The 13,815-nt window shown below is 65.1% G+C and carries 12 protein-coding genes; 5 read left to right on the plus strand and 7 right to left on the minus strand.

All coding sequences use genetic code 11. The features are described 5' to 3' along the window. The first annotated feature begins 177 nt into the window (after positions 1-177). From ACFW0B_RS07460 to ACFW0B_RS07470, 3 genes are all read left to right on the plus strand, one after another. On the plus strand, positions 178-645 hold the full coding sequence (locus ACFW0B_RS07460) for an Lrp/AsnC family transcriptional regulator (RefSeq protein ID WP_449147297.1): 468 nt from the start codon (positions 178-180) through the stop codon (positions 643-645). A gap of 257 nt (positions 646-902) precedes the next feature. Further along, positions 903-2,585: a flavin monoamine oxidase family protein gene (locus ACFW0B_RS07465; RefSeq protein WP_449147298.1), complete on the plus strand. Its 1,683-nt coding sequence runs from the start codon at positions 903-905 to the stop codon at positions 2,583-2,585. 14 nt (positions 2,586-2,599) lie between these two features. Next, positions 2,600-3,394, plus strand: coding sequence for a carbon-nitrogen hydrolase family protein (locus tag ACFW0B_RS07470; RefSeq protein WP_449147299.1), 795 nt, complete (start codon positions 2,600-2,602; stop codon positions 3,392-3,394). A gap of 66 nt (positions 3,395-3,460) precedes the next feature. Here ACFW0B_RS07470 and ACFW0B_RS07475 read toward each other — a convergent pair whose 3' ends face one another. From ACFW0B_RS07475 to ACFW0B_RS07490, 4 genes are read right to left on the minus strand one after another with little or no spacing between them, the layout of a single operon-like run. Further along, positions 3,461-4,165 carry a type 1 glutamine amidotransferase gene (locus ACFW0B_RS07475; protein WP_449147300.1) on the minus strand — a complete coding sequence of 235 codons (705 nt, stop codon included), beginning with the start codon at positions 4,163-4,165 and terminating at the stop codon, positions 3,461-3,463. A 1-nt stretch (position 4,166) separates the two neighbouring features. Next, positions 4,167-5,363 carry an aminotransferase class III-fold pyridoxal phosphate-dependent enzyme gene (locus ACFW0B_RS07480; RefSeq protein WP_449147301.1) on the minus strand — a complete coding sequence of 399 codons (1,197 nt, stop codon included), beginning with the start codon at positions 5,361-5,363 and terminating at the stop codon, positions 4,167-4,169. Next, positions 5,356-5,595, minus strand: coding sequence for a hypothetical protein (locus ACFW0B_RS07485; RefSeq protein ID WP_449147302.1), 240 nt, complete (start codon positions 5,593-5,595; stop codon positions 5,356-5,358). The genes ACFW0B_RS07480 and ACFW0B_RS07485 overlap by 8 nt, the downstream gene beginning before the upstream one ends. Further along, positions 5,592-6,290, minus strand: a complete 699-nt coding sequence (locus ACFW0B_RS07490; RefSeq protein ID WP_449147303.1) for an MOSC domain-containing protein — start codon at positions 6,288-6,290, stop codon at positions 5,592-5,594. Before ACFW0B_RS07490 ends, ACFW0B_RS07485 begins: the two co-directional genes overlap by 4 nt. Positions 6,291-6,393: 103 nt before the next feature. Between ACFW0B_RS07490 and ACFW0B_RS07495 the strand changes: the two genes are divergently transcribed. Both ACFW0B_RS07495 and ACFW0B_RS07500 read left to right on the plus strand, forming a co-directional pair. Beyond that, the gene (locus tag ACFW0B_RS07495) at positions 6,394-7,293 is read left to right on the plus strand and encodes a LysR family transcriptional regulator (protein WP_449147304.1); all 900 of its coding nucleotides are present in this window, start codon (positions 6,394-6,396) and stop codon (positions 7,291-7,293) included. Between the two features lie 370 nt (positions 7,294-7,663). Beyond that, positions 7,664-8,314 carry an endonuclease I family protein gene (locus ACFW0B_RS07500; protein ID WP_449147305.1) on the plus strand — a complete coding sequence of 217 codons (651 nt, stop codon included), beginning with the start codon at positions 7,664-7,666 and terminating at the stop codon, positions 8,312-8,314. A 132-nt stretch (positions 8,315-8,446) separates the two neighbouring features. Here ACFW0B_RS07500 and ACFW0B_RS07505 read toward each other — a convergent pair whose 3' ends face one another. From ACFW0B_RS07505 to ACFW0B_RS07515, 3 genes are all read right to left on the minus strand, one after another. Further along, a complete protein-coding gene (locus ACFW0B_RS07505) occupies positions 8,447-10,225 on the minus strand; it encodes an acyl-CoA dehydrogenase C-terminal domain-containing protein (RefSeq protein ID WP_449147306.1) in 1,779 nt (592 codons plus the stop codon). A gap of 237 nt (positions 10,226-10,462) precedes the next feature. Beyond that, positions 10,463-11,758 carry a GGDEF domain-containing protein gene (locus tag ACFW0B_RS07510; protein ID WP_449147307.1) on the minus strand — a complete coding sequence of 432 codons (1,296 nt, stop codon included), beginning with the start codon at positions 11,756-11,758 and terminating at the stop codon, positions 10,463-10,465. 170 nt (positions 11,759-11,928) lie between these two features. Continuing rightward, positions 11,929-13,734: a phenylacyl-CoA dehydrogenase gene (locus ACFW0B_RS07515; RefSeq protein ID WP_449147308.1), complete on the minus strand. Its 1,806-nt coding sequence runs from the start codon at positions 13,732-13,734 to the stop codon at positions 11,929-11,931. Between the last annotated feature and the right edge of the window lie 81 nt (positions 13,735-13,815).

Consider the following 13,815-nt stretch of genomic DNA (forward strand, 5'->3'; position numbering starts at 1 on the left):
AAATGAGGCTCTCGAGTGAAGTGGAGGGGGCCAACGTGTCTCTAGCCATGTGGAGTTCAGTCTGGTTCGGCTCCGGGCAGCGTGACGGCGGCTCCGACCAATGGGCACGGCCGGTCGGCTTCAGGTAGCCTTGCGCACCCGCTAACCTCTACGCAGCCAAGCGCACCGAGCCAACCCATGTCCGACCTGCCACTCGATGAAATCGACCGCCAGCTGATCGCCGCCCTGCAGATCAACGCCCGCGAGAGCGTGGCGACGCTGGCCCGACACCTGGGCATCGCACGCACCACGGTGACCTCGCGCCTGGCACGTCTGGAAAAGACGCAGGTCATCACCGGCTACGGCGTGCGTCTGGGCCGGCGCGTGGCCGATGGCGGCCTGCAGGCCTATGTGGGGATCACAGTGAAACCGCGCAGCGGCAGGGAGGTGCTGCGGCGCCTGACCGGCATGGCGGAAGTGCAGGTGCTTTGCGCGGTGAGTGGCGAGTTCGACTACGTCGCCTGGCTGCGCGCCGACTCCCCCGAACGCCTCGACGAACTGCTGGACCTGATCGGCAGCGTGGACGGAGTGGAGAAAACTACCACCTCCATCATCCTCAGCTGCAAGATCGACCGCGGCCAGCCGTTGACGCCGCCTTCCGCCTGACGCCGCCGGCGCTCCCGGATTTCATCCAGGCTGCGAATCCTTCGCGAGCAGAGCTCGCTCCTGCAAATCCTTCCGACGACTAACCTTGAAGGAATCGGCTTGTGTCGAGTTCGTCAAAATGATGTCAATTCTCGTCGTTAAGCAGCATATGACTGCCAAACGACGACACTATTGGTCTTATGGACGAAAACGACGCTCCCTAGAATGGCTCCACCGCGGCCAACCGGCCGCTCTCCCACAAGCCTTCAAGGTCCAGCATGAACAACAACAATCGCCACCCCGCCGACGGCAAGAAACCCATCACCATTTTTGGCCCGGACTTCCCCTTCGCCTTCGATGACTGGATCCAGCATCCGGCCGGCCTGGGCAGCATTCCCGCCGAGCATCATGGCGCCGAGGTGGCCATAGTCGGGGCCGGTATCGCCGGCCTGGTAGCGGCCTACGAGCTGATGAAGCTGGGCCTCAAACCCGTGGTGTACGAAGCCTCCAAGATGGGCGGGCGTCTGCGCTCGCAGACCTTCGAAGGCACCGACGGCATCATCGCCGAGCTGGGCGGCATGCGCTTCCCGGCCTCCTCCACCGCCTTCTACCACTACGTGGACATGCTCGGCCTCGAGACCCGCCCCTTCCCCAACCCGCTGACGCCGGCCTCGGGCAGCACGGTCATCGATATCGAAGGCAAGACCTACTACGCCGAGAAGATGGCCGACCTGCCGGCGCTGTTCCAGGAAGTGGCCGATGCCTGGGCCGATGCGCTGGAAGACGGTGCCCACTTCGGCGACATCCAGCAGGCCATCCGCGACCGCGACGTGAAGCGCCTGAAAGACCTGTGGAACACCCTGGTTCCGCTGTGGGATGACCGCACCTTCTACGACTTCGTGGCCAGCTCCAAGGCCTTCGCCAAGCTGTCCTTCCACCACCGCGAAGTGTTCGGCCAGGTGGGCTTCGGCACCGGCGGCTGGGACTCGGACTTCCCCAACTCGATGCTGGAAATCTTCCGCGTGGTGATGACCGCCTGCGACGACAACCAGCACCTGATCGTCGGCGGCGTGCAGCAGGTGCCCATGGGCATCTGGCGCCACGCTCCCGAGAAATGCGCGCACTGGCCGGCGGGCACCAGCCTGGCGTCCCTGCACAACGGCGCCGCCCGCCCCGGCGTGAAACGCATCGCCCGCGCCGCCGATGGCCGCATCGCCGTGACCGACAACTGGGGTGACACCCGCCACTACGCGGCGGTGCTCGCCACCTGCCAGAGCTGGCTGCTGACCACCCAGATCGAGTGCGAGGAATCGCTGTTCTCGCAGAAGATGTGGATGGCCCTGGACCGCACCCGCTACATGCAGTCGTCCAAGACCTTCGTGATGGTCGACCGCCCCTTCTGGAAGGACAAGAATCCGGAAACCGGCCGCGACACCCTGAGCATGACGCTCACCGACCGTCTCACCCGCGGCACCTACCTGTTCGACAACGGCGACGACAAGCCCGGTGTGATCTGCCTGTCCTATTCCTGGATGAGCGACGCGCTGAAGATGCTCCCGCACCCGGTGGAGAAACGCGTGAAGCTGGCTCTGGACGCGCTGAAGAAGATCTACCCGGACGTGGACATCGCCAGCCACATCATCGGCGACCCGATCACCATTTCCTGGGAGTCCGACCCGCACTTCCTCGGTGCCTTCAAGGGTGCGCTGCCGGGTCACTACCGCTACAACCAGCGCATGTACGCGCACTTCATGCAGGACGACATGCCCGCCGAGCAGCGCGGCATCTTCATCGCCGGTGACGACGTGTCCTGGACCCCGGCCTGGGTGGAAGGCGCGGTGCAGACCTCGCTCAACGCGGTCTGGGGCATCATGAAGCACTTCGGCGGCAGCACCCCGGCGGAGAACCCCGGCCCCGGTGACCTGTTCGCCGAACTCGGCCCCATCGCCCTGCCGGACTGAGCCAGGAGACGTCCATGCGCATCGCCCTCTATCAGTGCCCGCCCCTCCCGCTGGAGCCTGCGGCCAACCTCGACCGCCTGCGCCAGCGGGCGGCCGAGGCGGCGCGAGGTGGCGCAGAACTACTGGTGACGCCGGAGATGTACCTCAGCGGTTACAACATCGGCCTGGAAGCGGTCGGCAGCCTGGCACAGGCCGCCGACGGCGACTGGGCCGGGCAGCTGGCCGGAATCGCCCGCGAGCATGGCATCGCCCTGCTCTACGGCTACCCGGAGCGCGACGCCGAGGGAAACATCTTCAATTCGGTGCAGCTGATCGACGCGCAGGGCCAGCGCCTTGGCAATTACCGCAAGACCCATCTCTTCGGCGAGCTGGACCGGAGCATGTTCAGCGCCGGCGGCGACGACTATCCGCTGCTGGAACTGAACGGCTGGAAGCTGGGGATGCTGATCTGCTACGACGTGGAGTTCCCGGAAAACGTGCGGCGCCTGGCCCTGGCCGGCGCCGACGCGATCCTGGTGCCGACCGCCAACATGGAGCCGTACGATTTCGTCTGCGACGTGCTGGTGCGTGCCCGTGCCTTCGAGAGCCAGTGCTACCTGGCCTACGCCAATTACTGCGGCGCCGAAGGGGAAATCCGCTACTGCGGCCTGTCCAGCGTTTCCGCCCCGGATGGCAGCAGGGCCGCCATCTGCGGCCGCGAGGAGACCCTGGCCTTCGCTGACCTTGAGCGGGACAAGCTGGAAGCCTCGCGAGCCGGCCTCACCTACCTCAGGGATCGCCGGGCGGAGTTGTATCGCCCCTTGCTGTAGCCGGGCTGAACCTGTGGGGGCGAATTCATTCGCCCCCACAGGAAAAGCGAATCAGGCCCGCGAAGATCAGGTCAGTGAAGCATGCGGGCCGGTGAGGTAGTCGAGCAGGCGGAACAGGGTCGGCGCCAGGGCGCTGCAGTGGGGGAAGCCGTCGCGGATGGCCACCGCATCCTCTACCGAGCCGGGCAGTTCCAGGTCCGCCGCGCAGGCCTGCAGCATCGCCTCGATGCTGTCCGGGGTGCTCTCCAGATGGCATTGCAGGCCGATGGCGCGCTCTTTCCAGACGAAGCCCTGGTTGGCGCAGGTGGCCGAGCCATAGAGCGGGATCGCCTCCGCCGGCAGGTCGAAGCTCTCGCCGTGCCAATGCATCGCCAGCAGGCGCTGCGGCAGCATGCGGCCCACCGGCGAGCGATCCGCTTCCGGGCGTTTTTCCATGGGCCACCAGCCGATCTCCGTCTCGCTCCTGCGCACCTCGGCCCCCATGGCCTGAGCCAGGAGCTGGCCGCCGAGGCAGATGCCGAGTATCCGCTTGCCGGCATCCAGCGACTTGCGGATCAGTTGCTTCTCGGCCTTGAGCCAGGGCAATTCGCCCTCGTCATGCACGCTCATGGGACCGCCGAGGACGATCAGCAGGTCGAAGTCGTCCGGCTTCGGCAGGCGCACGTCGGCATAGAGATTGAACACCCGCACCCTGGCGGCGCGCAGGTCGAGCCATTGATTGATGCGGCCGGGACCTTCGAAAGGGGCATGCTGCAGGATGGCGACGCGCATGTCAGGCGATCTCCAGGGGGGTGTTCTTGGCCAGGGCGAAAGCGCGGTTCAGGCGTTTGAGCATTTCATCGACATTGGCCCGGCTTACGGTGAGCGCCGGGGTGAAGCGCAGACAGCTGGGCTGCGGCGCGTTGATCAGCAACCCTTCATCGAGGGCATGGCGGGCCACCAGCGGCGCGGACTGATGGATCAGCGGCAGGCCGACCATCAACCCATGGCCACGCAGGGGACCATGACCGTGGAGACGGGACACCCGCGCCAGCCCTTCGCGCATATGCTGGGCCACGTCGCGCACCTGTTCCAGGAAGCCCGGCTCCAGCACGGTGTCCAGCACCGCCAGGCCGGCGGCGGTCATCAGGGCGTTGCCGTGGTAGGTGCCGCCCTGTTCGCCCGCCTCGAAGCAGCAGGCGTTGCCCCGAGCCAGCAGCGCCGCCAGGGGCACGCCACCACCCAGGCCCTTGCCGAGGGTGATGATGTCGGCGCGGATGCCATAGAGTTCCTCGGCCAGCAGGGTGCCGCAGCGGCCGATGCCGGTCTGCACCTCGTCGAGGATCAGCAACACACCCCGCTCGCGGCACAGGCGCTCGGCGCCCTGCAGGTAGTCCAGCGTGGCCGGTATCACGCCGGCCTCGCCCTGCACCGGCTCCAGCATCACCGCGACCGTCTGCTCATCCACCGCTTCGGCCAGGGCTTCGAGGTCGTTGTAGGGAACCTTGGTGAAGCCGGGCACCTTGGGCTCGAACAGCGCCTCGAAGGCCGGCTTGCCGGACGCCGACATGGTCGCCAGGGTGCGGCCGTGGAAGCTGTTGCAGGCGGTAACGATGCGATAGGCACCACCGCGATGCAGCTGGCCCCATTTGCGCGCCAGCTTGATGGCGCCTTCGTTGGCCTCGGCGCCGCTGTTGAGGAAGTAGACCTGGTCGCTGCCGCTGGCCTGGCACAGGCGCGAGGCCAGCTTCAGCATGCCGCGGTTGTAGTAGGCCGGGCCGGGGTTGATCACGTTTTCCGCCTGGCGCTTGAGTGCATCCACCACCACGCTCGGGCTGTGGCCCAGGCTGTTGACCGCCCAGCCCTGGGTGAAGTCCAGGTAGGCGCGGCTTTCGGAGTCCCAGAGCCAGGAGCCCTGGCCGCGCACGAAGAGCTGCGCCGGACGTTCCACGGTCTTCATCAGACGCAGGCTGGCGAGTGGGTCACGCATGTTCGGGGACCTTTTCATGGCGGTATTCGACGCCCAGCAGGCGCAGGCCGTCCGGGCCCTGTTCGAGAATCCGGCGCACTTCGCGACGTCGTTCGATGCGCAGGCTGAAACCGTCTTCACGGGGGAATCGCTTGCGCAGCTCGCGGGTCAGCTCGACGTAGCGCGCTTGGCTGACACTGAGTTCGGCCAGCAACACGTCTTCGCGCTGCAGGCTGATGCGGTAATCGCTCATGCGCGCATCCCCTCCAGCGGCAGCCCCAGCAGGCGGGCGCTCCAGTCTTCGACGAGGCCGCTGCTCAGGCGGCGCGCGGCGGTGTCGCGCCAACGGCTGGAGAGTGCCTCGCACTGCTGCAGCTGCTGCAGGCCGGCGTGTTCCAGCGGGTAATGGAAGAAGCTCCGGATGGCGAGGGCGACGGTCAGGCCGGGGTAGCTGCGCTGGATCAGTTCCGGGGTGTCTTCACGGCTGACGAAGCCCGGCCGCAGGACGCGGTAGAACCAGCCGCAGCGGCCGCTTTCCTGCACCTGCTCGGGCAGCCTGGGAATGCCCCAGCGGCGGCTCAGGCGATAGCAGGGCGAACGTGGCTGGCTGACCTGGATGAATGCCTGGCCCCAGCGGAAGATATCGCCGATGCACACCTGGTCTTCGGTGAGGCCGTAGGTGGACAGGTTCTCGCCGAAGCTGGGGGCCTTCCACTCGAGGTGACGGTAATGCTTGCGCCAGTAGCGGTAGTGTTCGGCGGGGTAATGATGCAGGGCGCGTTCAGGGCCGCCATGGAAGCGCGGATCCCCCTGCTCATCGCTGCCCAGCCCCTGGGGCCAGAGCCAGAGGCGATGGTCGATCGGCTGCTTGTCGATTGCACTGGACAAACCGCCACCTATATCTTCGGCTTTACCTATGAAAACTCCATTGACGACTAACGTAGACATTCGCCCTCTCCAGCGCGAGAAACAGTCTCTACGCGGCATAGGCTATGGTCTTGGGAAGTCCGGAGCCATTTCGATTTTCCAGCTTTATCGATAAGAGAAACTTATGGATTTTCGCCAGCTTCGCTACTTCGTAGCGCTCTACGAGGAAGGCCATGTGGGCCGTGCCGCCGAGCGCCTGAGCCTGTCGCAACCGGCGCTTTCGCAGCAGATCCGCCAACTGGAACAGGGCCTGGACGTCAGCCTGTTCCAGCGCAGCGGCAAGCGTCTGCTGCCGACGCTCGCCGCACACACCCTGTACAGCCACGCCCTGCCCCTGCTGGACGGCCTGGAACGCGCTCGCGAGGCCCTGCGCAGCTTCCGTGGCCAGTCGCCGCGCAGCCTGGCCATCGGCGTGTTGCAGACGGTCAACGCATCGCTGGTGCCGATGCTGCTGGAACGCCTGCGCGAGGCGCAGCCGCAGCTGGTGGTGCAGATCTACGAATTGTCGGGCCTGGATATCGAGCGGCGCCTGCTGACCGGCAACCTGGACATCGGCATCGGCTTCCTGCCGCCACGCCAGCCGGGGCTGCACAGCCTGATGCTGTACGAGGACGAATTGCAGCTGGTGATTCCCAACGAACACCCGCTGAAGGAGTTCAAGAAGGTGTCGCTGAGCCAGGCGGCCGAGTTGCCGATGCTGCTGCTGGGGGAGGAATTCCGCGTGCGGCAGATCTGGCAGGAACAGCTCGCGCTGCTCGGCCGGCGCCCCCATGTGCAGGCGGAGCTGAACCATATGGCCGGCATCCTCGACAGTCTGCCGCACACCATGCTGGCCACCGTCCTGCCCGGCCGCGCACGACAGATGCACGCCAACCAGGGCCTGCTGTGGAAGCCCCTGAGCGAGCCGCGGGTGCCGTTGAAGGTGGGCTTGGTGTTTCGCGATGCGCAGCGCCAGCAGGCAACCCTGGAACTGCTGCGCTCGATGCTGGAAGGCGTGATCGGGCCGAAGGAACCGCTGATCTAGAGAGTTTCCGCGACGCAGAAAAAGAAAAACCTCGCCTGAGCGAGGTTTTGCAGACTTGTCCCGACATCCCTGATCTGACCGCCATCCTGGCGGAAATCCGGCGTATCCCTGTTCTGCAGTGCGCTTCCTGCGCGACGTCCAATGAAGTGAAGGTTAACCCCCGACGTATTCGTAGGAAATGAGCTATAGCCACCATAGCTTGTAAGCCAATGCTTACACGATTTCGCGATTAATCCAGGGGGCTTAGCAACCGAAGGTGCAGCCAAGCAAGCGACCGGTTGTTCCTGGTTAGAGTCCTGAGCCCTTGTTAGACTCATTTTGTCCTACAAGAACAACAGACCCCGACAAGGCGGTCCCGGGGGACAAGACCATGCGCCCAGTCGTTACTGCCCTCTCCTGCCTGGCGGCCGTCGCCGCCGGTTTCGCATCCGCCGGTGGCCAGGATCGCCTGGTCGATCCCAGGGCCGCCGTCGAACAGGCCTTCTGGCAACAGCTCTACGCCAACGGCGGCACCACCCTCTATTGCGGCAAGGCCTTCAGCAGCCCCGGCGGCCCGCTGAGCGCCAGCCCGGTGTACAGCACCAGGCAGATCAAGAGCGCGCTGCGCTGCATCACCGACAGCCAGTGCCAGGTGGCCAACCCGCAATACCCCTACATGCTCGCCGACCTGCACAACCTCTACCCGGACCAGTCCCGCGTGGAACTGGCGCGGCGCAACGCCCTGTTCGGCGAAGTGGACGATGGTGGCCAGAGCCCGCTGGCCGACTGCGACTTCAAATCCGCGTACCAGCTGGTAGAACCCCGCGACGCCGCCAAGGGCAACGTGGCACGGGCGATCTTCTACATGCACACGGAATACGGCCTGCCCATCGTCGGGCAGTTGCAGATGTTCCAGCAGTGGAACCGCCTAGACCCCGTAGATGACGAGGAACGCGCCCGCAACAACCGCATCGAGGCCCTCCAGGGCAACCGCAACCGCTACATCGACGATCCTTCGCTGGCAGATTCGTTGCAGCCGTGATGGTCCCTTGTGTGAGCGAACTCGTTCGCGGATGAATTCGCCCCCACAGTTCCGTAGCCCAGGGGCGTCCAGGGCATCCCCGGAAAAAACAAAGCCCCGCGAGTGCGGGGCCTTGTCATTGCGGGGTGCCGCTTAGAACTGCTCGGCGTCCAGCAGGTAAAGCGACTCGCTGCCGGCCTTCACCGCGGCTGTGAGGGAGTGGATGCGCGGCAGCAGGCGGGCGAAGAAGAAGCGCGCGGTGCCGAGCTTGCTGGCGTAGAAGTCGTCCTGACCTTCCTTGCCCAGGGCAGCCCGGGCCATCAGCGCCCACATGTAGGCGTAGGCGGTGTAGCCGAACACGTGGAGGTATTCCACGGAGGCGGCACCGATCTCGTTGGGGTTGTTCTTCGCGCGGTCCAGGATCCAGGCGGTCAGCTCGTCGAGGTTGGCGATGGCAGCCTTCAGCGGTTCGACGAACTCGGCCAGCTCGGCGGAAGCGCCGCCCACGAAGGCCTTGATCTCGTCGGAGAAGTGCTTGTAGAACGCGCCGCCGCAGCCGACCACCTTGCGGCCCACAAGGTCGAGGGCCTGAATGCCGTTGGTGCCTTCGTAGATCTGGGTGATGCGCACATCACGCACCAGTTGCTCCTGGCCCCACTCGCGGATGAAGCCGTGGCCACCGAAGATCTGCTGGCCGTGGACGGTGGTTTCCAGACCGAGGTCGGTGAGGAAGGCCTTGGCCACCGGGGTCAGCAGGGCGACCAGTTCTTCGGCGCGCTTGCGCACGACGGGATCTTCGCTGTACTTGGCGGTGTCCAGCTGCATGGCCACGTAGCTGGAGAAGGCGCGGCCGCCTTCGTTGGCTGCCTTCATGGTCAGCAGCATGCGGCGCACGTCGGGGTGCACGATGATCGGGTCGGCAGCCTTGTCCTTGGCCACCGGGCCGGTCGGTGCACGGCTCTGGATACGCTCGCGGGCGTATTCCACGGCGCTCTGGTAGGAACGCTCGCCGGAGGCCAGGCCCTGGATGCCGACGCCAAGGCGCTCGTAGTTCATCATGGTGAACATAGCCGCCAGGCCCTTGTTCGGGGCGTCGACGATGTAGCCGGTGGCGCCGTCGAAGTTCATCACGCAGGTGGCCGAAGCCTTGATGCCCATCTTGTGTTCGATGGAGCCGCAGGACACCGCGTTCCGCTCGCCCAGGGAGCCGTCGTCGTTGACCAGGACCTTGGGCACCAGGAACAGCGAAATGCCCTTGGGACCAGCCGGGGCGTCGGGCAGCTTGGCCAGCACCAGGTGAATGATGTTCTCGGTCAAGTCGTGCTCGCCGCCGGTGATGAAGATCTTGGTGCCAGTGATCTTGTAGCTGCCGTCGGCCTGGGGTTCGGCCTTGGTGCGGATAATCCCGAGGTCGGTACCGGCGTGCGGTTCGGTCAGGCACATGGAGCCGGACCAGATACCCGCATACATGTTCGGCAGGTACTTTTCCTTCAGCTCGTCGCTGGCGTGGGCGTTGATCGACAGGCAGGCGCCGGCGGTCAGCATCGGGTACAGGCCGAAGGACAGGTTGGCCGCGTTGACCATTTCTTCCACCTGGGCGGAGATCACCTTGGGCATGCCCATGCCGCCGAAGACGGGGTCACCACCCACGCCGACCCAGCCACCTTCAGCGTAGGTCTTGTAGGCCTCGCGGAAGCCCGCCGGTGTGCTCACGGCACCGTCCTTCCACTGGCAGCCTTCTTCGTCGCCACTGCGGTTCAGCGGGGCGATCACGCCACCGGTAACCTTACCGGCTTCTTCCAGGATGGCGGAGGCGGTGTCGGCGTCGACCACTTCGGCCAGGGCAGGCAGTTCAGCCCAGAGCCTGGCGACTTCGAAGACTTCATTGAGGACGAAGCGCATATCGCGCAGGGGCGCTTTGTAGTCAGCCATGTGCAAACCTCGTAATCACTCACAGGTGGCCGGTGGGCCGGTTTCACGAATAGGCGCGGAGTGTACATGAACAACTTTTTGGAGACATAGTGTCATTTAGTGACCACATATTCACAGCCGGTCACGACGTCTGATGAACAAGGAAAGGCCGGCTCCAGGCGGGCCTTCGACCGTCCATCGGCGGATAAGAGCACGAAGTTGCCCGCGGGCAACTGCATCAGGCAATCGCTGCCCGCGTCAGCTGCCGACGGCCTTCTTCACCCGCACCGCACCGCGACGATTCTCGCCATGCCGGAAGACCCGGTTGCGCCCGGCGCTCTTGGCGCTGTAGAGCGCCTGGTCGGCAGCCTTGATGACTTCTTCCGGGGTGCGCTGTTCGGCATCCCGTTCGGCCACCCCGATACTGATGGTCACCGACACGCTCTGCCCTCCGGCGGCCCCGCGTCTGGCCCGACCGGCGTCATCACTGTTCGGCCGATTGTCCGGGTCGCGCAGATGCATCTGGTACTGCTCGATGGCCTGGCGCACGGCTTCCAGGTGATGCATGCACTCCTCCGCCGACTTGCCGGGGAAGAGGATGGTGAATTCCTCGCCACCATAGCGATAGGCCTTGCCACCGCCGCCCACCTTGCGCAGGCGGCTGGCCACCAGGCGCAGCACCTGGTCGCCCACGTCGTGGCCGTAGGTGTCGTTGAATTTCTTGAAGTGGTCGACGTCGATCATCGCCAGCACGTAGTTGCGCCCAAGGCGCTGCAGGCGCTCGTTCAGTGCGCGGCGGCCGGGGAGACCGGTAAGATCGTCGCGGAACGCCATCTGGTAGGCCTCGTGGGCCACGGACGCGGTGAGTATCAACATCACCACGCTGCTCATCACGTGCAGCGCGTGGGGCAGCATGAAGGTCTTGGGGAGCATCCAGAGAAGACCGGCCAGTCCGAGCAACTGAGCCGCATGCTGCGGCCGCGGCTGGCGCAGGTAGGTGGCCAGCAACGCTACCAGAGCAACGCCGAACGCCAGGTAGACCAGCTGCGCGAGGGACATCCCGCTTCCGTGGAACAGAGGCCAGTAGGTCTGGCCGATAACCCCCAGCAGCACATCCGGGTATTGGCTGCCCAGCGCCACCGTCACGCCGAGCACCGCCGTCAGCACCGCGCCACGGGCGACGAAATCCTGCAGCAGGTGAGTGCGTTCCTCCCAGCAACCGTACAGGCCATAGAGCATGGGCAGCAGCAGGCAGGTGAGGTGGAAGACCAGTCCGGAGTCCTCTCGCAGCACTCGCTCGGCCTGGTAGTAATCGACCTGGGTATCGAACTGGTAGTAGGCCAGGTAGACCACCACCAGCAGCGCCACCTGGCGCACCCGCCCATAGGCCGAGCAGAAGGCGCCGCCCAGCAGCAGGAGCAAGGTGGGTAGTACGTTGAACAGCGAGGTGAAGAACTCGTTCATCCACGACAGCGAGCCCACCACCCCGCCCCCGACTACCAGCAGCAATGGGTACAGGAAATGGCTGACGCGATAGGGCGCACGAGGCCGCACGGGGTCTGGTCCTGGGATTCGAGGGATGGAAAACGAGGTGGCGATATGATTGCACAGGCACGAAGGACACGCACAGGGCGGCGTTGCGAACGTGCGCACGAGCCGATGTCCGGCTGCCACGGAAACGAAAAAGCCCGCCGGATGGCGGGCTCTTCGTGCAGCGCTGAACCTTAGTAACCCAGGGCGAAATCTTCTTCGGCCAGGTCCATCAGGTTGCTCGCACCGGACAGCATGGCTTCCACGTGGGTACGGGTACGCGGCAGGATGCGCTTGTAGTAGAAGCGCGCAGTCTGCAGCTTGGCCTTGTAGAAGGCGGCATCGCCTTCGCCGGCGGCCAGTTTCTCGGCAGCCAGGCGAGCCATGTCGGCCCAGAAGTAGGCCAGGCAGGCGTAACCGGAGTACATCAGGTAGTCCACCGAAGCGGCGCCCACTTCCTCGCGGTCCTTCATGGCGGCCATGCCGATCTTCATGGTCAGCTCGCCCCACTCCTTGTTCAGCTTGGCCAGCGGCTCGACGAATTCCTTGACGGCTTCGTTGGCTTCGTTGGCCTGGCAGAACTTGTGCACGATCTTGGTGAAGCCCTTGAGCGCCTCGCCCTGGGTCATCAGGACCTTGCGGCCCAGCAGGTCGAGGGCCTGAACGCCGGTGGTGCCTTCGTACATCATGGAGATGCGGCAGTCACGCAGGTTCTGCTCCATGCCCCACTCGCTGATGAAGCCGTGGCCACCGTAAATCTGCATGCCGTGGGACGCGGACTCGAAGCCCACTTCGGTCATGAAGGCCTTGGCGATGGGGGTCAGGAAGGCCAGCAGGCTGTCGGCCGCTTTCTTCTGCTCTTCGTCCTGGCTGTACTTGACGATGTCCACCTGCTTGGCGGTGAAGTAGACCATGGCGCGGTTGCCTTCGGCGAAGGCCTTCATGGTCAGCAGCATACGGCGCACGTCCGGGTGGACGATGATCGGGTCAGCCGGCTTGTCCGGCGCTTTCGGGCCGGTCAGGGAGCGCATCTGCAGGCGTTCGCGGGCGTACTTGATGCCACCCTGGAAGCCAATCTCGGCGTGGGCCAGGCCTTGCAGCGCGGTACCCAGGCGAGCGGTGTTCATGAAGGTGAACATGCAGTTCAGGCCCTTGTTCGCCGGGCCGATCAGGAAGCCGGTAGCGCCGTCGAAGTTCATCACACAGGTGGCGTTGCCGTGGATGCCCATCTTGTGCTCGATGGAACCGCAGGAAACCGCGTTGCGCTCGCCGACCGAACCATCGGCGTTCGGCAGGAACTTCGGAACGATGAACAGGGAAATACCCTTGGTGCCAGCCGGGGCATCGGGCAGGCGGGCCAGGACGATATGGACGATGTTGTCGGCCATGTCGTGCTCACCGGCGGAGATGAAGATCTTGGTGCCGGTAACCTTGTAGGAACCATCGGCCTGGGGCTCGGCCTTGGTGCGCAGCATGCCCAGGTCGGTACCACAATGCGGCTCGGTCAGGCACATGGTGCCGGTCCACTCGCCGGTGACCAGCTTGGTCAGGTAGGTGTGCTTCTGCTCGTCGGTGCCATGGGCGGACAGGGTGTTCATCGCGCCATGGGACAGGCCGGGGTACATGCCCCAGGACCAGTTGGCCTCGCCGATCATCTCGCTGATGGCAAGACCCAGGGATTCCGGCAGGCCCTGGCCGCCGTGCTCGACGTCGTGGGCCAGGCTCGGCCAGCCGCCTTCGACGAACTGCTTGTAGGCTTCCTTGAAGCCGGTCGGAGTCTTGACGCCGGACTCGCTCCAGGTGCAGCCCTCGGTGTCACCCACGCGGTTCAGCGGAGCGATCACCTGCTCGCAGAACTTGGCGCCTTCCTCAAGGATGGCGTTGACCATGTCCGGGGTGGCGTCCTGGCAGCCAGGCAGGCTCTGATAGTGCGCTTCGTAGCCGAGCAGCTCGTCACGAACGAAGCGGATATCACGCAAGGGGGCCTTGTAATCAGGCATAGCGGTAAACCTCTGCGGTGGGTTCCTAGTTCAGCTGACCGGGGTCGGTCGCTTGGGCATCCGGTTGGCGATTGCCGGAAC

Source organism: Metapseudomonas phytobenefica (assembly GCF_043392685.1).
In the GTDB taxonomy this organism is placed as follows: domain Bacteria; phylum Pseudomonadota; class Gammaproteobacteria; order Pseudomonadales; family Pseudomonadaceae; genus Metapseudomonas.

Bases quoted from the DNA above. Each gene is read 5' to 3' on its own strand.
- ACFW0B_RS07460 (WP_449147297.1), top strand. From the start codon at position 178: ATGTCCGACCTGCCACTCGATGAAATCGACCGCCAGCTGATCGCCGCC.
- ACFW0B_RS07465 (WP_449147298.1), top strand. From the start codon at position 903: ATGAACAACAACAATCGCCACCCCGCCGACGGCAAGAAACCCATCACC.
- ACFW0B_RS07470 (WP_449147299.1), top strand. From the start codon at position 2,600: ATGCGCATCGCCCTCTATCAGTGCCCGCCCCTCCCGCTGGAGCCTGCG.
- ACFW0B_RS07475 (WP_449147300.1), bottom strand. From the start codon at position 4,165: ATGCGCGTCGCCATCCTGCAGCATGCCCCTTTCGAAGGTCCCGGCCGC.
- ACFW0B_RS07480 (WP_449147301.1), bottom strand. From the start codon at position 5,363: ATGCGTGACCCACTCGCCAGCCTGCGTCTGATGAAGACCGTGGAACGT.
- ACFW0B_RS07485 (WP_449147302.1), bottom strand. From the start codon at position 5,595: ATGAGCGATTACCGCATCAGCCTGCAGCGCGAAGACGTGTTGCTGGCC.
- ACFW0B_RS07490 (WP_449147303.1), bottom strand. From the start codon at position 6,290: ATGTCTACGTTAGTCGTCAATGGAGTTTTCATAGGTAAAGCCGAAGAT.
- ACFW0B_RS07495 (WP_449147304.1), top strand. From the start codon at position 6,394: ATGGATTTTCGCCAGCTTCGCTACTTCGTAGCGCTCTACGAGGAAGGC.
- ACFW0B_RS07500 (WP_449147305.1), top strand. From the start codon at position 7,664: ATGCGCCCAGTCGTTACTGCCCTCTCCTGCCTGGCGGCCGTCGCCGCC.
- ACFW0B_RS07505 (WP_449147306.1), bottom strand. From the start codon at position 10,225: ATGGCTGACTACAAAGCGCCCCTGCGCGATATGCGCTTCGTCCTCAAT.
- ACFW0B_RS07515 (WP_449147308.1), bottom strand. From the start codon at position 13,734: ATGCCTGATTACAAGGCCCCCTTGCGTGATATCCGCTTCGTTCGTGAC.